Raw genomic sequence first — 19,891 nt, forward strand, 5'->3', positions numbered from 1 at the left:
ACATTGTGTTCAATAAAAAAAGTGCGTTTGCCTTCATGCATTTGCTGTGCATGCTAAAGCTTTAATTGCTGCGCTCTGTCCAGCAACTTTGCATATTCCAGACTGGCGTTCATTCATTTTTTGTGTGGGTAAACGAAGGGAAAGTTTTACATTACTTTCCGGTAGTTGTGGTTACATTAAAAGCCGATCCAACAGCAAGAACAATCGGTTGGACCACAACACCCGTAGCACTCAATCCATACAGCATGCAACAACGATTCTTTGCACTTATTTTATTTGTATTGCTATGTGCGCCTGTATTGTGGGCACAAAGCGGGCAGCAGTCCATCCGGCAAAATGTGCCCACCGATTCCATTCGCCTGAGCGATCCGTTTATGCTGGCCGACAAAAAGACGGCCATGTACTACATGACCGGCACCGGCGGAAAACTTTGGAAAAGCAAAGACCTGAAAACATGGACCGGCCCCTACACCGTGGTGCAAACTGACCCAGCATCGTGGATGGGAAAAGCGCCCATGATATGGGCTGCCGAACTGCACGAGCACAAGGGTAAATACTATTATTTCGCAACGTTTACCAACCGCGATGTGCACATCGATACGGTAAAAGGAACCGCTATCGAACGTCGTGCTTCGCATGTGCTGGTGAGCAACAATCCTGATGGTCCTTATGTGCCGATGAAAGATGCCGAATACCTGCCTGCTGATAAGCCCACACTCGATGGAACCTTTTGGGTGGATAAAGACGGCCTGCCTTACATGGTGTATTGCTACGAATGGCTCCAAAACTGGAATGGCACCGTTGAAAAGATTCAGCTTAAAGGGGACCTGAGTGGTTCGGTGGGTAAAAGCCGCCTGCTGTTTTTTGCCAGCGATGCACCCTGGAGCCGCGAACGAAATGAACACGGGATGGTGGTGCCCAACAAGGTTACCGATGGCCCTTTTTTGTTTTACACCAAGACAGGCAAACTGGGCATGCTGTGGACCAGTTGGGTGTTTAACGACTATACGCAAGGCGTTGCCTACTCCAAAAGTGGAACGCTTGACGGGCCGTGGATACACGAGAAAGAACCCATTACACCACCCAACTTTGGGCACGGTATGATGTTCCGCACATTTGAAGGAAAATTGCTGATGGCGCTGCACAGCCACCGAAGCGAGAACGGCCGTTTTATACGGATACCCAAGCTGTTCGAAGTAGATGATAGCGGCGATAAAATCACCATCGGGAAAGCAGTTAAATAAGGCATATGTCGGTACAAAAAAGCATACTGGTTTTGTTGTGTTGCCTGCTTACAGGCAGCCTGTTTGCCCAAAAAGGCAAAGTAGCAAACGTAGTGATTGTAACCCTCGACGGCATGCGCTGGCAAGAGGTGTTTGGCGGCGTGGATTCGGCACTGATGAGCGATCCACGTTTTACCTACGACAGTAAAGAAATTGCAACAACATTCTGGCACAATGATGCAGCCATCCGGCGCAGCAAGCTGTTTCCTTTTCTGTGGGGCACTGTTGCAGCAGGCGGCCAATTGCATGGCAACCGGGCCTTCAACAATTTTGTGGATGTAGCCAACCCCTACAAGTTTTCCTATCCCGGTTACAACGAGTTGTTTACCGGCTTCCCCGATACGCTGGTCAACAGTAACGACAAGGTGTGGAACAAAAATGTAAACGTGCTGGAATGGATTAACCGCCAGCCCGGGTTTGCAAACAAAGTGGCAGTGTTTGCCACATGGGATGTGTTTCCATACATCCTGAACCGGCAGCGCAGCGGCATGTATGTTAATGCCGACCGCGATTCTTTTCCAACGGGCACAAAGGAGATGCAACTGCTGAACGACCTGCAATACCTCACTACGCGGCCCATTGGTGTGCGGCCAGATGTTTTTACGTATGTGGCTGCCCGTGAGTACCTGAAGCAAAAGACACCCCGTGTGCTCTACATCGCTTTAGATGAAACAGACGATTTTGCCCACCGTGGTAAGTATGACCAATACATTAAAAGCGCCCATGCGCAGGATGCGATGATTGCCGACCTGTGGCGCCTGTTGCAATCAATGCCGCAATACAAGGATAAAACCGCGCTGTTGATTACCACCGATCATGGCCGCGGCGATATACAAAAAACGCAGTGGCGCGACCATGGTGCAAAAGTGGACGGCGCTGCGCAAATTTGGCTGGCCACAATAGGGCCGGTCATTGCAGCCAGCGGCGAGGTAAAAGCGGCCGCGCAACTGTACCAAGGGCAGGTGGCGGCTACGATTGCAGCGTTGCTCGGCCTCAAGTATCAACCGGCGCACAAGCCCATGCCGCCACTTGCGCCGGTGACCGGAAACCGTTGAACCTTGTTGTGTAAATATGCACAAAACAGCACGCCGGTTTGCTATCATTTGAGTAAATAGAAAGGCTTCATTTGTAGCAACAATAACTACAAATGGAGCCTTTATCATGAATGAAATCAGCAACAGTAACTAAGCCGGCTGCAGCACAAAATCGCGGAACTCAAAGAAATCTTCTTCTTTCATTACCCGCGGGATCTTTGCCTGCCCGCCCAGCTTTTTAAAGGTTTCGCTCCAGCTATAAAACTGCTCTACCGGCACCGCTTCCACTTCCACTGCTTTCAGCGCTTTGGTGCGGGCCACTGCGTAGTTTTTATTATTGTCGCACAATTCCTTGTCAATTATTTCGGCGGCTTTGGCAGTATCAATATCGGCGCTGGTGCCAATGATCCATTTCATTACATACTGCTCGTTTTGAAAAACAACCGATGCAATGAACTCTTTTACTTCAATGTCGAAGCTGTGCTCCAGTTGCTCAATGGCGCTGTTCATTTTTTGCACCGAAAGTTGTTCGCCCACTACATTGAGGTAATGCTTGGTGCGGCCACTGATGCGGATCTCCGAACGTTTCTTATCCGTAATGGTTACGGTATCGCCAATCATATAGCGCCAGGCTCCAGACACTGTTGAAATCAGGAGCACATATTCCGCACCTTCCTGCGCTTGCTCCAGCGTCAACACCGGTGCGTCTTTTTTTACCCTTCCGTCTTCGTCAATATTTTCTTCAGTAAAAGGCACAAATTCAAAGAACACCCCGTTGTTCAGGATCAGCGCCATGGCATTGGTGTCGGGCCTTTTTTGCGTAGCTAAATAACCTTCCGATGCCAAGTAAGTGTCGATATAAATAAGCGGCCGGGCCAGCAGTTTTTCAAAGCTTTTTTGATACGGCTCAAACGCCACGCCACCCGAAGTGTACACCTGCAGGTTGGGCCATATATCGTGAATGGTATTGAGCTTGTTGTACTGGATGATCTCTTTCAGCATCAGCTCCACCCACGATGGAATGCCCGAAATCGAACCAATATCCCAGCCCGGTGCTTCCTCGGCAATGCGGCGCACTTTTTCGTCCCAGTTTTCAATGGAAGCGATCTCGATGCCGGGTTTGTAAAACTTGCCAAACCAGCTTGGGATGTTGGCTGCACTGATGCCGCTGATCTCGCCTTCCTGGTGGTCAATTTCTTTAATGAGCGACGTGCTGCTGCCCAGCATGAGGATGCCTTTTTCAAAAAAATCGGGCGGCAGGTCAAAGTTTTTCAGGCTCATTACCTGCTGCATCCCGGATTTGCGGATGGCAGCGATCATATCGTCGGTAACGGGGATGTATTTTTTATTGCTGGTGGTGCCACTGCTGAGGGCAAAATATTGCTGCCCGCCGGGCCAGGTTACATTCTGGTGTCCTTCCAGCAGGTAGTGCCACCATTCGGCATGCAGCGTGTCGTAATCGTACACGGGCACGGCCTGCTGAAAAGCCGCCACCGGGTCGGGCGATGCCAGTATTCCGGTAAAATTATATTTCAATCCAAAAGCCGTAAGCCTCGCCTTTTTCAGCAGTTGCAGCAACACTTTGCGCTGCGCTTTGGCAGGGTTGGGTTCGCGGCTTACCAGTCCGTTGAAATCGATTGCTTTTTTGATCACTCCACCTAACAGGGCCATCTGTACATGTTTTGCTCTCCCTTGAATCAAGTTTTGTACCCGATTGTACAGCCGCAATATCATAGCCCTAAAACATGGGTAAACATGAATCAGTCATTGGAGGTGTTAAGCGTTGCTGCCGCAGCAGTTGTGCCGGTTTAAGTGGCGCTACGCAGTGTGGTAAAACTTGCTTTTGCAAAACAAAAAGCCGAATCCCTACTTTTAAGCATGCGTTTGATTGTTTTGCCCATTCCCCAAATGGTGGTGCGCCGGCTGTGCGCCGCAGCCATCGTTGCACTGTGCAGCCTTCCCATTTTTGCGGCAGCACAAGGGGATACCTTGCAGCTGGCCGACCCCGCGCTGTTTTTCCACAAAGGCACTTATTACCTCTACGGCACTGTGGAAGGCCGCACCAGCGAAGGCTTTTTGGTGTACACCTCCACCGATCAAAAGGCTTGGCAACGCTCCACGCATACGCCGGATGGCTTTGCGCTGCGCCGCGGCGATGCTTTTGGCGACAAGGGGTTTTGGGCGCCGCAGGTGTTTGCCCACCGCGACAGTTTTTACATGGCTTACGTGGCCAACGAACAGATTGCCATCGCCACCAGCACCCACCCGGCCGGTCCGTTTCGGCAGGTGCAACCAGCGGCCCTGCAGGCACCGGTAAAACAGATCGACCCATTTATTTTTATGGATGATGATGGTAAAAAATACCTGTACCATGTGCGGCTCGACAGCGGCAACAAAATTTTTGTAGCCGAAATGCGGGACGATTTTTCCGGCATCGAAGAGGCAACCGTAAAGGAATGCATCCGCGCCGTGGAGCCTTGGGAAAATACGGCCAATGCGCCGTGGCCGGTAGCCGAAGGTCCGTCGGTGATCAAGCGCAACGGCGTGTATTATCTTTTTTACACGGCCAACGATTTCCGCAACAGGGACTATGCCGTGGGCTATGCGGTGGCCACATCGCCCTACGGGCCGTGGCAGCGGTTTTCGGGCAACCCGGTTTTAACGCGGCAAACGGTTGGCTACAACGGCACCGGCCACGGCGACTTTATCCCGTCGGGGCGCAACCAGTGGCTGTATGTTTTTCACACGCATCATTCGGCGGCCAGGGCCACACCGCGCAAAACAGCACTGATCGGCGTTACATTTGACCGCAAAACCGGCGCTTTTAAAATGGAGCCCCGCAGTTTCCGGTTTTTGACCGCTGGAGGGGACAAGGCGTTGTAACAAATTTGAACCGGCAGCAGTGGCCATGTGTTGAAAGGGGTGCACCTGTAAACCCGGTAACGTTATTGCAAACATGTATTTTTTAACCCTGAAATAAAAAACCAAGTGATGAACATTCCATCAGTAACCAAGTCATTTATTGCACTGCTGGCCCTGCCTGCCTGCCTGCTCACGGCCTGCGGCAACAGCGAAAACACCGCCGGTACCGATGTATCTACCGATACCTCTGCGCTGGCCACTGCACCATCCGACACATCCAGCATGGCTGGTGGCGCCATGGCTACCCTGAACGGTACGCACCCCGACACCGCCCTCAATGGCTCGGTGCGCTTTCAAGAGTCGGGTGGCCGCGTATCGATGAACCTCGACATCACGGTGCCTAAAATGGCCAACAAAACCGTAGCGGTGCACATACACGAGCACGGCAGCTGCGGCGATATGGGTAAAGAAGCCCACGGCCACTGGAACCCCACCAAAATGCAACACGGCAAATGGGGCGAAGCACAGTTTCACCGCGGTGATATCGGCAACGTAACCCTCGATGCATCGGGCCGCGGCACGATGCAACTGGATACCGACCTGTGGAGCATCAGCGACAGCGATACTACCCGCAACATCATCAACCGGGCCATCATTGTACATGGCGGCGCGGATGACTATAAAACCCAGCCCACCGGTAACGCCGGTTCGCGTTTGGGTTGCGGTGTGATTACTAAGATGTAATCAAACTGTTTTATAAAAAAGGCTGCTCCGGATCGGGGCAGCCTTTTTTGTTGGGGAGTATTGTGTGGTTGCCTGTTGTAAATGTGGATGGAGCAAATTGGGGTGTATCTTCGCGTTCCTCAGCGATACGCCTCTTACCTACTATGGAAATGAAAATTTATGAATCCCAAAGTTCTAAGCTATGGATGCTTGCAGCTGCATTAGGATTAATATTGTTTGGTATTATTTCTCTTTTAATCGACGCTGCTTTCATAGGTTTTTGGTTTTTGTTTCTTGGAACCGTCACTATTCCTTATGTGATCGTAAGATACAGGTATAAGTTCCCAATTATTGAAAGTGATGAAAGCCAGATCCGAATTAATTATAATGCTCAGAGGCTGAAAATACCATGGAGCGCCATTCAGGATTGTATGCTGAAACAGGGAATGCCGAGAAATGGCTACGTTCCAATTTTTCTTTTGATACGTTTAAAGAGTGGACTTAATCACCAGGTTAGCCTTCCCGCATTAACGATTGAAAAAAAGGAATTAGTGAGTCTTATAAATTTAGGTGCTGCCGTCATGGCGTCGGCAGCACCTAATAACATGTCCTAAGTTGAAAAGGCACAAACCTCCTGCATTAGCCAAACACTCACCCTTTGCAACCAATGGTGAGCCAGCCCTGAAACTTTAGATTTAAATGAGTATTGCTTGTCTTTTATTTTACTAGGGCCATCACAAAAATAAAGAGTCGCTATTTTGCTTTTGAACAGGGTTTTATGCACACATTTCAAAACTAACAAGCCTTAATTTTCTTCCATGCAATCTGCATCTCCAAAACGACCCAGAAAACCGGCACCTAAAGCGACCAAAGCAAAAAAGAAGAAAGCTGGATACAACTTAATGCCCTATCTAATTATTGCAGCCTTGATCGGGCTGACGTTAACGTTTTACATTGGATACCGTGCGTCGATAAGCGATAGGCAATTATTCTCTGTTGGTTTACTTGCACTAATCGCCGGACTGATGTTTGAGACCTTTCGGGTTTCGGACAACTGGAAGCTTGTCATCTTAATTTTTGCCGGCACTTACCTATTTAGCCTGATAAGTTTTTTGCCAGGCAGGCGTGAACAGGTATATAATTTTGAGAACCATATTGAAATGTGGCCCTACTTCTTCATTTTTTTCTTTGCACTTTTTTTTGGAATTGCACATAAGGACAGGGTTACAGCTAAACTTACAGAAGGAATCACGTTGCTGCTTTCTATTTCAATAATCTATTGGGCATTTGATTATGGATTCATGAACTATCGAAACTGGTTCGCATTTTCCCTATTGGCCACAGGGCTGTTTTTCGCGTTGTTCTCAATTGTGCATGCCTTAACACATATACAGCTTTCAAGATCAAGCAGGCTTACATTGAGTGTGTGGAGCACTGTTGTCATGTTTGCTTTTGCCATCGACAATATCATACATGTATTTACCAGTGCCGACATGGAGCGTTCAGAATATTTTTCAGACAGACTGTACATCGGAATCCAATATTTTTTATTGGGTACTTCAGCGGTTTATATAGTGCAGAACTATTTGCTATTGGCTGGTTTTTTACCCAGTAAAAACGGGAATTACAAAGAAGAGCTAAAAGAGAATAAGCTGGATCATATCAATCGCTACTCAGACAAACAGGTATCTATCGGACATTCACTTTTTTGTATTGCTTTTACCGGTACTGTTTACTGGCTCAATCATCAATACCAATTGCTGCCAAGGCATACGATGATCTGGCTTGTGTTTTTTTCTTTTCCTTTCATTTTGCAATCAACAAGGTTGTTTGGCCGGCAAGAAGCCTATCGCTAAGAAAGCATTGGCCAAAACCGTTCAGCACCGAACAGTATCAGCGTGGTCGTGAGATTCATTCCGTAACAAATGATTCCCAATTACCATGTTTTTCGCTGCATTGCTGGGATGGTTCAGCCGGGTTGTGTAAGTTGGGTGAAATTTTGTTTGCCATATGCATCAGCGAAAAGTCTTTTTGTGGAGCATTGTTGTGGCCCTGGGCGGCTTCCTGTTTGGCTTTGATACGGCCGTTATTTCCGGTGCCGAACAGGCCATCCAACAATACTGGGCGCTTACCCCGGTGCAGCACGGACTTACCGTTTCCATTGCCCTGATCGGTACCATCATTGGTTCGTTGTTTGGCTCCATTCCTTCCGACGGGCTGGGCCGCCGCACCACCCTCATGATCATTGCTGCACTGTACCTGTTGTCGTCACTGGGCACTGCACTTGCTACCGATTGGTATTTGTTCCTTTTATTCCGGTTTATGGGTGGCCTGGGCGTTGGCGCATCGTCGGTTACGGCGCCGGTATATATTTCAGAGATTGCCCCTGCACACCGCCGCGGCCGGCTGGTGGCCCTGTTCCAGTTCAACATTGTGTTTGGTATCCTCGTGTCGTATCTCTCCAATTACCTCATTGGGCAGAACGGCGAAAACGCCTGGCGGTGGATGCTGGGCGTGCAGGCCTTTCCATCGCTCTTGTTTTTGGTGTTGCTGCAGTGGGTGCCCGAAAGTCCGCGGTGGCTGATTTCAAAAAGGGGCAAGGTGGCCGAGGCAACCGCTATTCTACAAATAGCCAACCCGGAAGGATATGTGGAAGAAGTAGCCAGCATCCAGCGCAACAAGGCCGACGAGGAAGCGGGCAATGTTGCCGGCGACAGGAGCAACCAATTGTTTTCCCGCAGGTATAAATTTCCTATTTTCCTGGCCGTCACTTTTGCCTTGTTCAACCAGGTGTCGGGCATCAACGCCATCATTTATTATGCGCCCCGCATTTTTGAAATGACGGGTTTAGGTCGTTCATCATCCCTGCTGTCAACCGTGGGTATTGGTGTGGTCAATTTCCTGTTTACATTAATTGCCTTGCAATTCATTGATCGCATTGGCCGCAAAACTTTAATGCTCATCGGGTCGGTGGGGCTCATCACTACACTGGGGCTGGTGGCGCAGGCATTTTACACACAGGATTTTAATGGCTGGGCCGTAACGGTGTACCTGCTGGTGTACATTGCTTTTTTTGCGTTCAGCCAGGGTGCTGTTATCTGGGTGTTTATCTCCGAAATTTTTCCCAACCAGGTACGGGCCAAAGGGCAAACTTTAGGCAGCACCACGCATTGGGTAATGGCTGCTGTTATTGCCTTTGCTTTTCCCATGCTGGCCGAACGGTTGGGTGGCGGGCATACATTCCTGTTTTTTTCCATCATGATGGTGCTGCAGCTCCTGTTTGTTTGGAAACTGATGCCCGAAACAAAAGGCCGTTCGCTGGAAAACATTGAGCGGACGCTGGTGTTGCATTGATTGGTGTAAAAAAAGAAGTTTACAAACAACAGTTATGAGCAATGCTTTTGTTTAAACCTGCCAACTGCCACCGTTGCAAATCGCAGTTTTGACCATTTGTATTTAAAGCAAAACGTTTTTACAACAGAATAATAATGACTGAACCCAATATCATAATCGCGGCGCCCAGCAGCTTTTTGCGGATGTCCCGCTCTGCAAAAATTTTATAACCCAGCAACACGCTGATCAGCGTGGACAATTGAAAAAGCGACAGTGCATAGCCAACGGGCATGTGGTCAAAAACATAGTTGGTGGTGTACTGCATGGTGCCAATGCACAACACCAGCAGCCCGTATTTGCGGTAGTCGGCTGGCTGTATTTTTTTTACTTCATTACGGAACTGCACCTGGTACAGCAGCAGGAGCAAAAAAGAAAATAGGGCGCCAAAAAAACACCAGCTGGCAAACGCAATTGTGGCGGATGATGCAAGGATCACTTTCTTAATGAACACCGCTTCGATGGCTGTTAGGATCATGGCCCAGATGCGGAACTGGATGGCCGGCTTTTTCAGCAGGCTCCACGAAAACCGTTCTTCGGTGGTATCCAAAACAAAGTAGCTGCCGTAAATGATCAGCACCACACCCAGCACACCCCAAAAGCCCGGAATTTCGCCCAGCAAAAAAATGCCCACGATCATGCCTATGACCGACTTGTAAGCGTTGATGGGACCAAGCACCGAAAGATCGCCGCCCTGCAGTGCCTTTACCAGAAAAGCATTGCCCAATGCACCCGCGATGCCCACCAAAATGGAATACCACCAAAACGCCGGCGGCAATGCTGTTTTATCCATTACTGCAACCAGGCACAGGCAGGCAACCGACAACAGCAGGTAGGTAAGAAAATTAACCAGCAATGGATGTTGGCCGCGGTTGGTGAGTTGCTTCTGCACCACGTTGGCCACGGGGTTGGACAAGATGCGCAGCGCCACGGCCAGTGCCAGTAAAATAGCGGGTATCAACTGCTGTTTGATTTTATAAAGATGAAAGTCTTATGCGATTGAGTCATCTAAGCAATAGCGCACTTGGTGAGTAAAGTTATATAGCACTTTACCACAGTAGCACAAAAGCTTAATCAAGGCACAAACCCGAAATCAGGCTGTCATTTGATTTCGGGCCTGTTTTTTTGTTACTTTTTTGCAGAAGCAAAAAAGTAAAAAGATAAAGGGACAAGCTTGTATAAAAGGCGGGCTACAAATAAATTTTTAATAGCACCACACATTAAAGAAAAGCCGCTACCGGTTTTAATAAATACTACACTTGCAGCAAACCCGCTTTGTACAAGGTATTCACCGGCTTATTATCCCAAAAAAGTTCAAAGTCTTCGAGGCCTGCAGCTTCATAATCCGCTTCAATCATTTGTCGTGTCATTTGCGCAGGGTTGGCCACGCTGATCCTGGGCAGCAGGCCCGCCAGCCAGGCGCCCTTGTCGGGGTCCACGCTGATGCTGAGTGCCGTTTTCTTTGTTTGAAAAGTAAGCGACAATACCGTCCATTGCGCTCCTTTTTTCGATTTGGTGAGGGCTTCGGTTTGGGGCTGTTTGCCCAGCCAAACCACCTTGCTGTTTTTGCCCGAAGAGATCTCCGGTTCCTCGATGGCACTGCGGATATAATCGGGTGGCACGCCGGTTTTGGGCACTTTAAAATCAAACCATTTTTGCAGTGGAAAATCAAAGCAGGCACCGTGCATATAATTGAGCAGCGCTTTTTTTAACCCAAATCCAAAGCTTTGGTGATCGGCGCCGGTGGGGTCGATGTGCTCAATATCGTTGTTGGCAAAAGAGCCCACGAGTTCCGTTACTTTTTTTACTTTATACGCTTCCGGGTTCAGGCCCACTGGGCTATGTGCCGTCATGGTAAACAAGTGCCAAAATGCCGACTGCAGCACACCGGTTTGAAACAGCTGGCGCACCATTTCCAGCGAGTCGATGGTTTCCTGCGCCGTTTGCGTTGGAAAGCCATACATCAGGTAGGCATGCACCATAATGCCCGCTTCCGAAAAATGCTGGCAAACCCGGGCCACCTGTGCCACCGTAATGCCTTTGTTGATCAAACCAAGCAACCGGTCGGAAGCCACTTCCAGGCCGCCGCTCACTGCAATACAACCCGATGATTTGAGCAGCAGGCAAAGGTCGCGGGTAAAGCTCCGCTCAAACCGCACATTGGCCCACCAGCTTACCACCAACCTGCGCCGGATGATCTCCAGCGCCATGGCTTTCATCAAGGCCGGCGGTGCGGCTTCGTCCACAAAATGAAAACCGTTCTGGCCCGTTTGCTCGATCATCTGCTCCATGCGGTCCACCAGCAACGAGGCCGCAATAGGCTCGTAGTTTTTAATGTAGTCCAGCGAAATATCGCAAAAAGTGCATTTGCCCCAATAACACCCATGCGCCATAGTGAGCTTGTTCCAGCGGCCATCGTTCCACAGGCTGTGCATGGGGTTGATCACTTCAATTGCGGAAATGTATCCATCCAGCAACAGGTCGCTGTAATCAGGCGTACCCACCTGGCCCTGCCGGTAATCGGTGCAAGCCCTGTTGTTGATATAACTAACGGCGCCGTCTATGCGCAGAAAGGTGCGCTTCAGTTCGTGCTGCTCAATTTGCCCATTAACAAAAGCAATCAGTTGCTCCATGGGCGCCTCACCATCGTCGAGGGTTATGAAATCAAAAAAATCAAATACCCGTGCATCGCTCAGCGACCGCAGTTCGGTATTGGCAAAACCACCGCCCATAGCCACTTTTACCTGCGGATAATTTTGCTTGATCCATTGCCCGCAACGCAGTGCCGTGTATAGGTTGCCCGGAAAGGGCACCGAAAGCGCCACCAAGGCCGGTTGCACCCGCTCCATTTTTTGCTGCAGCAGGTTTATTAAAATATGATCGGTAAAAGTGTAGGGCTGTTGCAATTCGGCATACAGGGTATCAAAGCTGTTGGCCGAACGGGCCAGGCTTTCGGCGTAGCGGCTAAAACCAAAATGCGGGTCCACCGTTTCTTTGATCAGGTCGCTCAGGTCCTCGAGGTACATGGTGGCCAGGTGTTTAGCCATATCCTGTATGCCCATGCTGCCAAAGGCCCATTGCAGGTCGGGGAGTTGTGCAAAACGGTCGGCCTCGGGCAAAATCTCACGTTTGCAAATCAGGTGTGCCAGCGTAGGCCGTTTGCCTTGCAGAAACAGGATTACTTCATCAACCGTGTGGATGTAATCTTCTTTAAGTGCAATCATCCGCGCCGCATTGGCTGAAGGCTGCCCGCTTGCTCGTTCAATATGATCAAAAAGTTTAGTGAGGCCCGCTTTGCTGAACAGCGCCAAGGTTACTTCAATGCCCAGGTCGGCCTGGTGCGTAGGAATGCCTTTGGTGTTTAAAAAACCCTTTAGGTAGGCCGTGGCCGGGTAGGGGGTATTGAGTTGGGTAAACGGAGGCGTAATAAGTAAAACGGGCTGGTTCAAACGGCTGATTTAAGCCGCAAAAGTACTGCAAGGTTGCTGCAAGTGCCAACCGGCGTTGGTTTTATAACAAGTGCAATGGCTATAAAGCAGCAGGCACAAAAGAATATTAACAGTTATTGTACCTTTTAATGGTTCCTCTTGTTGGCATGTGTTGCTAAAAACGCATCGATTCGCGCCTTTTGCCGCAAGTGATGGCGCAAATGCATGGCGGCGAATTGTGCCCATTGGCCTGCATTGAGATAACCCAAACCGGGATGCGTTGTTTTACCAATACCTGTATTTCCCTTGATTTGAGCGTTCAGGTTTTGCAGCGTTTGCAGCAGGTTATCAAATGCGGTAATCAATTGTGCCTTTTCTGCCGGTTGTTGCACCAAGGCATTGGTTGGCGGGCCTTCAATGCGCATATCCGGAAAACTATTTGCCGCCAGCATGGCCTTGCCTTCGGCAGTGGGTTCCTGTTCGTTATTTTGCAGGCTGCATAAACATGCTTCAACCTGCGTGAGGTAAAAAGAGGTTTCATCTATCAGGTGCATGTACAGCTGGCCCATCGACCAGCCCCCTTCTGCAGGCTTTTGTAATAACATCACATCGTTGTATTGCGCTAATGCGTGCTTCCATTCAATCAGTGCATCTTCCAGTGCATCCATCATAGCCGGTTAATATTTTTGAATAGAAAGATAATGTTTATGAAAAGACACATTGCCGGTATCCATAGCTTGCTGTTTGGCAGGCAAGCCCTTTGTATTTAGCTTTCAGCAAAAGAAGGTGCTGCCAAAACATTTGTTATGCGTACATCCATATTTCGTTTTCTGCTGGCCATTCCAACAAGCCTGTTGCTTTTTGCCGGTGTTGCACAGGCACAAGAGGCAATACCTAAACTGGTGCTTACTATTGATGCAAAAAAACCGGCGCAAACCATCGAACACATCGGCGTATCGGGTTGCTGGTATTCGGAAGGAATAGGCAAATATTGGCCCGCCGAAAAAAAGGAGCGCATTGCGGAGTTGCTGTTTAGCAAAAAGATGGATGCGCAGGGCAATCCGCTGGGCATTGGTGTATCGGCGTTCCGATTTAATGCTGGTGGTGGCACCGCAGAGCAGGGTGTGGCCAGCGGCATCCGCGATCCGCAGCGCCGCGTGGAAAGTTTTGTCAACGCAGATGGCAGTTACGACTGGCGCAAACAGGAAGGATACCGCTGGTTTTTGCAAAAAGCAAAAGAACACGGTGTGGAGAACCTGATTCTGTTTTCCAACACGCCGCCGGTGCAGTTTGCACAAAACGGCCTGGGTTTTAAAACGGCAAAAGATTACCGCGCCAATCTTAAAGCAGACAGCTATGGCGCATTTGCAGGCTTCCTGGCCGATGTGGTGCAGCACTTTGACCGGCAGGGACTGCATTTTAAATATGTAAGCCCGGTAAATGAGCCGCAATGGGATTGGACCGGCGAAATGGGCAACGCAAAACAGGAAGGCACACCGTGGACCAACAGCGAAATACACCGCGTGGTGCAGGGGCTGGACAGTGCGTTAAGAGCAAAACGCCTCACTACAAAGATCACGGCGCCGGAAGCGGCGATGCTTACCTTTTTATACGAAGGCAACACGGCTGCATCGCGGCAGATACAGCAATTTTTTACCGATACTTCTGCGCTTAGCTTAGCCCACATGAGCACCGTGCCTAAAGTAGTGGCGGGCCATAGCTATTTTACCGATACCGGCGACAGCACCCTCATCAATATTCGGAAAAAGCTTGCCGATACGGCCAAAAAATACGGCGTTGATTTCTGGCAGTCGGAGTACTCCATGCTGGGCGACGGGTTCAGGGAAGGAGCCAGAGGCCGCCGCACACCCATGGACTGTGCTTTATTTTTAGCCAAAGTCATCCATACCGACCTGGCCGTAGCCAACGCCACTGCTTGGCATTTGTGGAATGCTTATGAGCCCGGCAGCGCTGCATTTGATACCCGTTATTACCTTATTGCGCTGCAACCCGATTCGGGCTTTGTAAACGGCTCGTATGCCGTTACCAAAAACCTGTGGGCCTTGGGGCATTACAGCTTGTTTGTGCAGCCCGGCATGCAGCGCCTGCAAGTGTTGCGCAGCGATGGCCTGGATGATATAGCCGCAGCACAGCAAACCATGTTTACCGCCTATACTAACGGCAAGGGACAAACGGTATTAGTGGCCATTAATTATACAGAAAAGGAACAGCCGCTGCAAGTGCAGCTGGCCAATGGCGGGAAGGTAAAAAAGCTGCAGCGTTATGTAACCACGGCAGTGGGTGAAGATAACATGCGGAGCAGTGGGTTGCGCAGCCTCAATGATGTGGTGCTGCCTGCAAGGTCCATCACTACGGTGGTGGTAAATTAAAGAGCGGAAATTAGCTTAGCGTTTTATCCGCAGCTTTTCAATCATTTCCTGCGTCAGGCTGTCGGCGTACACGCCATATGCATCAACCAATGTGCCCTTCAGCCCGCTGGTAGAGGAAATTGCATACACAATGGCATTGTCATCGGGGTTGCTGGCGCCTTCAAATCGGTAAAACCGGTCGATGATAAATTCATCGGGATGCAGTTCCAGTCCTTTGCATTCCACGCAATCCTGCTTCAGGTTAAAATCAAGGTCGTAGCCTTCTTTTTTCAAAGCATTCAGCGTTTGCGAAACAGTGGTGTAGTTACTCATGGCTAATTATTGTAGGTGTGTTTTCGAATTACGATTTGCTTTTCGGCGCATGCCACACATCGGCATAAATGTCGGGGTGGCGTTTGAATTGTGCATGCACAAAAGGGCAAAGCGGCACCACTTGCAACTGGTGCGTTCTTGCATGATCCACCATTGCGTGTAGCAGCGCTTTTGCAAAGCCGCGGCCTTCCGCCTTTTCCGACACTTCGGTGTGGTATGCCCTAAGCGTGTTGCCGTTTACACCAACTTCCATCAGTGCCAGCTGCTCGTTGTTTTCTGTAATGTAAAAACTGCCTTTGCCTTGCTCGTCTAACTGTAGTTGAACCTGTTCCATAAAATTATTTTGAAGGATTGTTGTCATATAAACAAAACCGCACCTGGTCATCCAGGCACGGTCTTGCACTATTCATCACTGCCTGTTTCTTTAGACGTTGCCATAGCTGTTTGATTGGCCGCCATCAATGGCAATGGTTTGTCCGTTTACATAAGAGCATTCTTCACTCAATAGGAACGATACCACTTTTGCCACTTCATCGGGCAGGCCCAATCGCTTGGTTGGGTTGGCTTTGGCGTATTCGGTTTCTGCCAGTTTAGGGTCTTCGGGGTTCACCTGCTTAAAGGCTTCTGCCACCATCGGTGTAAGAATGGCGCCTGGCGCAATGGCATTGGTGGTGATGCCGTCCTTGCCATATTCCAGCGCCGCATTCTTCGTCATGCCCGATACGGCATGCTTGCTGGCCACATACGGCATTTGGTGAAACACGCCACGGATGCCGCCTACCGAAGCCACGTTTACAATGCGACCATATTTTTGTTTTTGCATCACGGGAATCACATAGCGCAGGCCATAGTACACACCCATGAGGTTAATGTCGATCACTTTTTTAAACACATCTAAATCGTACTCGGTAATGCTCGCCTGCCTGCCTTCAATGCCGGCATTATTATACAGGCCATCAATGCGGCCAAATGCTTTTACTGTTTCATCAACATAGTTTTTTACCGCTTCTTCCTTCGACACATCGGCAACGATGGTGATGATCTTTGCATTGGGAAAATCTTTGGTGATGCCAGCCTTTGCTTCTGCAAGACTGCTTTCGTTATAGTCAACCAATGTAAGGTTGGCACCACGGGCGGCCAGATCTTTAGCCGCGGCCAAACCAAGGCCCATAGCTGCACCTGTAATAATAATGGATTTGTTTTCAAAACTGTTCATCATGTATTATTTAAAGATGAATAATAAGTGTAGTGCCCTGCAGGTTTGCTCAAATCAAAATAGTTGTATTTACGGGCAAATGCAAGCACACACGTTGTCAGTATCTGTCGTTAGTACAGCAAAGTTACTGCGGTGCATACCTGCAATGCGTTGCCTAAAGGCAAGAAATTGCATTGACTATAATCAATTTGTTGTGGTTGTATCTATGTAAAAAATGGCAACAGTGCTTGCTTTTGCACCAGGCAAATGCCGCCTCTTTCTTTTCCATTTGAAAACAGTAAATTAATACTTCGGTAACATGGGTGCGGTGCCGGTTGCCCATATTTGCACCGCCGATAGGAGCACATTTGTTACAGAGGCAAATGATTCATACAACATGATTGTGCTGCAACTGGCGCAGTGTGTTGTATGATGCATTGCAGTGCTGCGTTGTTGTTTGATGAACTGATCTTTTTTACACCACCATAACCATGCTTTTGTATGTTCAACAGAAGAGATTTCCTTAGATCCTTTGGCCTGCTGGGTGCAGGCATTGCAGCGCCGGCAGCGGCAGTTCAGGCAGCATCTGGCATTACAAAACAGCACAGCGCAGGCATCGTTACCATCCGGGGTAAAATAGCTGCGGCAGGCAAAGGCATTGCCGGCGTGGCCGTTACCGATGGCAGCAGCGTGGTGCGCACCGATAGCCGTGGTGCGTACGAGCTTGTTGCAAGCAGCGCAGCGGAGTTTGTGTACATCAGTGTGCCATCAGGATACGCATTTCCGCAGGAGCGGGGTGTGGCCCGTTTTTACCAGCGCATTGCTGCGGGCAGCAGTGCCTTTACCGCCAACTTTATTTTGGAAGAACTCCCTGTTGACGATACCAAACACAACTTCGTGGTGTGGGCCGATCCACAGGTGATTTCGGAAGCCGATGCTACGGAATTAAAAACCACTTCGGCCCCCGACCTGAAAGCATTGGTGCAATCTTATCCAAAAAACACGCTGTTTCATGGTATTGGTTGCGGCGACCTGGTGTGGGATAAATTTGACCTGTACGAAGATTATAAAGAAGCCATTGCTATTTCCGGCGTTCCGTTTTTCAATGTACTGGGCAACCACGATATGGACCTCGATGCCGCAGGCGATGAAGCTTCGGCTAAAACATTCAAGAAAGAATTTGGCCCCACTTATTATTCCTTCAACCGCGGTGCGGTGCACTACGTAGTGCTCGACGATGTGTTTTTTGTAGGCACTGCAAAAAAGTATATTGGCTACATCACCGAAGCGCAGCTATCGTGGCTGGAAAAGGACCTGGCGTTGGTGGCGCCGGGCAGCACCGTGGTGGTAAGCCTGCATATACCTACCAATACAGGCGCTGCACGCCGCAACGGCAAGGAAGAAGAAATGGGCGGCACAGTGCAAAACCGCAAGCAATTGTATAAACTGCTGACGCCGTTCAAAGCGCATATTATGTCGGGGCACACGCATGTTAGCGAATCGTGGACCGAAGGCGCCATTACCGAGCATGTGCACGGAACGGTTTGCGGTGCGTGGTGGACCGGGCCCATCTGCAGCGATGGCACGCCCAGCGGCTATGGTGTGTACGAAGTAAATGGCAGCGAATTGCAATGGTATTATAAAGGCACCGGGCTGCAGCGCAACGAACAATTGCGGGTGTATGCGCCGGGCCGCGATAAGGCCAACAGTGCAGCAGTTGTCGCCAATGTTTGGAACTGGGATCCGCAGTGGAAAGTAGAGTGGTTTGAAGACGGTGTAGCTAAAGGCACAATGAAGCAACAGGTAGGACTGGATCCCTGGGCTGTGGAGTTGTTTGCAGGCCCCGAGCTACCGCAGAAACACAAGTTTGTGGAGCCCACCAAAACGGACCATTTGTTTTATGCGCAACCTGCAGCCGGCGCCAAAGAAATTACGGTAAAAGCCACCGATCGTTTTGGCAATACGTACACGGCACAAACCAAGTTGGCTTAGGTAAATAAAATGCCGGCGGCGTGCAGGCTTTTTTTATGGCTGCACCTGCCGGCCTACATTTTTCCACCACTGCGAAAATTGTTGCGCCGTGTCGTTGAGGTTTACGGCTTCACCAATCTTTGGCGTAACAAGCGGCAACCCAAATTGATCGTTTAACCTTGCCATTTCCTTGAGGGGTTCATCCCAATCGTGAAGGGCCAGCGAAAATTTTCCGGAATGCACCGGCATCAATCTTTTTGCATTCAACTCTTTTGCGGCCTGCAGGTTTTCGCCGGGTAAAAAATGAATGGCTTTCCATGCTTCGTTGTACTGGCCATTTTCCAAAATGGCTAGGTCGATGGTGCCATGCTGCGCACCAATGTTTTTAAAATGTCCATCATAACCGCCATCGCCGCCAATGTAAATTTTTCGGGTGGGTGTTTGCAACAGGTACGACATCCACAGCGTTCCGTTGCGCTTTAGTCCGCGGCCGGAAAAATGCCTGGTGGTATGTCCAAAAAGTTTGCTGCCATTAGCCAGCGCAACATCGGTATCCCAATCCATTTCAATGATGCTTTCCGGTGCAAAGCCCCAGCGCTCCAGGTGTGCGCCCACGCCCAGGCCGCAAATCACTTTGCCCACCTTGCCTTTTAGCTCCAATATGGTTTCATAATCGAGGTGGTCGTAATGATCGTGTGAAATAAGCAGGTAATCCACAAAAGGCATATCAGCAGCGGTATACACATCGGTGCCTTTAAACGATCGTGTAGTGCCCGGCATTGGCGAAGCATTGCCGCTGAACACAGGGTCGACCAATATCTTCAGTCCGTCCGTTTGAATAAAATAAGATGAGTGCCCAAACCAAAAAAGCCAGTCGCCGGCGGGCAGGTTTTTAAGATCGGTGCGTACAGAAGGTATAGCGCCTTGCGGTGTGGTATTGGGGCCTTTGCCAAAAAAGAAGTTGAACATCACCTTGGTCATGGAGTGCCCTTCGGTAAGTGCTGACGTATGGGAGCGGTTTACAAAAGCACCGTCTTTATAATGCCGCGATGCCTGCATTCGTTCCAGTCGTTTGCCTTTTGGCGCTGCACCAAACTTTGGATGCTGCATAAAGATCAGGGCCGCAACCACCATTATCAATACAATCGAAACCAGTAGGATCATCATCCGGGTAAACAGCCGTAAAGCCTTTTTCATTTTTTATAAAAACGCATCAATGCGGTGGCAAAATTAGTTGCTGTACCGGCTCCGTTTGCCGCAAACTTGCGGCAGCGCTGCATTTTACGCAGTATTTGTGCTGCAT

At 49.6% G+C, this 19,891-nt stretch carries 17 protein-coding genes; 9 read left to right on the forward strand and 8 right to left on the reverse strand.

The features are described 5' to 3' along the window. The first annotated feature begins 245 nt into the window (after positions 1–245). Together EPD17_RS03715 and EPD17_RS03720 are read left to right on the forward strand one after the other, a co-directional pair. Complete coding sequence (locus tag EPD17_RS03715) at positions 246–1,244, forward strand: glycoside hydrolase family 43 protein (RefSeq protein ID WP_132051875.1); 999 nt, start codon at positions 246–248, stop codon at positions 1,242–1,244. A gap of 5 nt (positions 1,245–1,249) precedes the next feature. After that, positions 1,250–2,338 carry an alkaline phosphatase family protein gene (locus tag EPD17_RS03720; protein WP_132051877.1) on the forward strand — a complete coding sequence of 363 codons (1,089 nt, stop codon included), beginning with the start codon at positions 1,250–1,252 and terminating at the stop codon, positions 2,336–2,338. A 129-nt stretch (positions 2,339–2,467) separates the two neighbouring features. Here EPD17_RS03720 and EPD17_RS03725 read toward each other — a convergent pair whose 3' ends face one another. Then, positions 2,468–3,988 carry a GH3 family domain-containing protein gene (locus EPD17_RS03725; RefSeq protein WP_132051879.1) on the reverse strand — a complete coding sequence of 507 codons (1,521 nt, stop codon included), beginning with the start codon at positions 3,986–3,988 and terminating at the stop codon, positions 2,468–2,470. A 207-nt stretch (positions 3,989–4,195) separates the two neighbouring features. Between EPD17_RS03725 and EPD17_RS03730 the strand changes: the two genes are divergently transcribed. From EPD17_RS03730 to EPD17_RS03750, 5 genes are all read left to right on the forward strand, one after another. Beyond that, positions 4,196–5,200, forward strand: coding sequence for a glycoside hydrolase family 43 protein (locus EPD17_RS03730; protein ID WP_132051881.1), 1,005 nt, complete (start codon positions 4,196–4,198; stop codon positions 5,198–5,200). A 108-nt stretch (positions 5,201–5,308) separates the two neighbouring features. Continuing rightward, on the forward strand, positions 5,309–5,923 hold the full coding sequence (locus EPD17_RS03735) for a superoxide dismutase family protein (RefSeq protein WP_132051883.1): 615 nt from the start codon (positions 5,309–5,311) through the stop codon (positions 5,921–5,923). A gap of 149 nt (positions 5,924–6,072) precedes the next feature. Then, positions 6,073–6,516 carry a hypothetical protein gene (locus tag EPD17_RS03740; protein WP_132051885.1) on the forward strand — a complete coding sequence of 148 codons (444 nt, stop codon included), beginning with the start codon at positions 6,073–6,075 and terminating at the stop codon, positions 6,514–6,516. Between the two features lie 204 nt (positions 6,517–6,720). Next, positions 6,721–7,758 (forward strand): hypothetical protein, encoded by a 1,038-nt coding sequence (locus EPD17_RS03745; RefSeq protein ID WP_132051887.1) that lies wholly within the window; start codon positions 6,721–6,723, stop codon positions 7,756–7,758. Between the two features lie 154 nt (positions 7,759–7,912). Further along, positions 7,913–9,256 carry a sugar porter family MFS transporter gene (locus EPD17_RS03750; protein WP_132051889.1) on the forward strand — a complete coding sequence of 448 codons (1,344 nt, stop codon included), beginning with the start codon at positions 7,913–7,915 and terminating at the stop codon, positions 9,254–9,256. A 118-nt stretch (positions 9,257–9,374) separates the two neighbouring features. On the opposite strand, the gene EPD17_RS03755 is transcribed toward EPD17_RS03750, so the two are convergent. From EPD17_RS03755 to EPD17_RS03765, 3 genes are all read right to left on the reverse strand, one after another. Beyond that, complete coding sequence (locus tag EPD17_RS03755) at positions 9,375–10,253, reverse strand: DMT family transporter (protein WP_132051891.1); 879 nt, start codon at positions 10,251–10,253, stop codon at positions 9,375–9,377. A 292-nt stretch (positions 10,254–10,545) separates the two neighbouring features. Further along, on the reverse strand, positions 10,546–12,741 hold the full coding sequence (locus EPD17_RS03760; protein WP_132051893.1) for a B12-binding domain-containing radical SAM protein: 2,196 nt from the start codon (positions 12,739–12,741) through the stop codon (positions 10,546–10,548). Between the two features lie 125 nt (positions 12,742–12,866). Beyond that, the gene (locus EPD17_RS03765) at positions 12,867–13,391 is read right to left on the reverse strand and encodes a DinB family protein (protein WP_132051895.1); all 525 of its coding nucleotides are present in this window, start codon (positions 13,389–13,391) and stop codon (positions 12,867–12,869) included. Between the two features lie 135 nt (positions 13,392–13,526). On the opposite strand from EPD17_RS03765, the gene EPD17_RS03770 reads away from it, so the two are divergent. Then, a complete protein-coding gene (locus EPD17_RS03770) occupies positions 13,527–15,110 on the forward strand; it encodes a glycoside hydrolase (protein WP_132051897.1) in 1,584 nt (527 codons plus the stop codon). A gap of 15 nt (positions 15,111–15,125) precedes the next feature. Here EPD17_RS03770 and EPD17_RS03775 read toward each other — a convergent pair whose 3' ends face one another. The 3 genes from EPD17_RS03775 to EPD17_RS03785 form a co-directional block, all read right to left on the reverse strand. Beyond that, the gene (locus EPD17_RS03775) at positions 15,126–15,422 is read right to left on the reverse strand and encodes a phosphoribosylpyrophosphate synthetase (RefSeq protein WP_132051899.1); all 297 of its coding nucleotides are present in this window, start codon (positions 15,420–15,422) and stop codon (positions 15,126–15,128) included. A 28-nt stretch (positions 15,423–15,450) separates the two neighbouring features. After that, a complete protein-coding gene (locus EPD17_RS03780) occupies positions 15,451–15,756 on the reverse strand; it encodes a GNAT family N-acetyltransferase (RefSeq protein WP_132051901.1) in 306 nt (101 codons plus the stop codon). Positions 15,757–15,846: 90 nt separating this feature from the next. Next, positions 15,847–16,638, reverse strand: a complete 792-nt coding sequence (locus tag EPD17_RS03785; protein WP_132051903.1) for a glucose 1-dehydrogenase — start codon at positions 16,636–16,638, stop codon at positions 15,847–15,849. Positions 16,639–17,118: 480 nt separating this feature from the next. On the opposite strand from EPD17_RS03785, the gene EPD17_RS03790 reads away from it, so the two are divergent. Then, a complete protein-coding gene (locus EPD17_RS03790) occupies positions 17,119–18,609 on the forward strand; it encodes a calcineurin-like phosphoesterase C-terminal domain-containing protein (RefSeq protein ID WP_132051905.1) in 1,491 nt (496 codons plus the stop codon). 33 nt (positions 18,610–18,642) lie between these two features. On the opposite strand, the gene EPD17_RS03795 is transcribed toward EPD17_RS03790, so the two are convergent. Further along, positions 18,643–19,785, reverse strand: coding sequence for an MBL fold metallo-hydrolase (locus EPD17_RS03795; protein WP_132051907.1), 1,143 nt, complete (start codon positions 19,783–19,785; stop codon positions 18,643–18,645). Positions 19,786–19,891: the final 106 nt, after the last annotated feature.

Origin of the sequence: Pseudocnuella soli (genome assembly GCF_004347775.1) — a bacterium.
GTDB lineage: Bacteria > Bacteroidota > Bacteroidia > Chitinophagales > Chitinophagaceae > Flavisolibacter > Flavisolibacter aquaticus.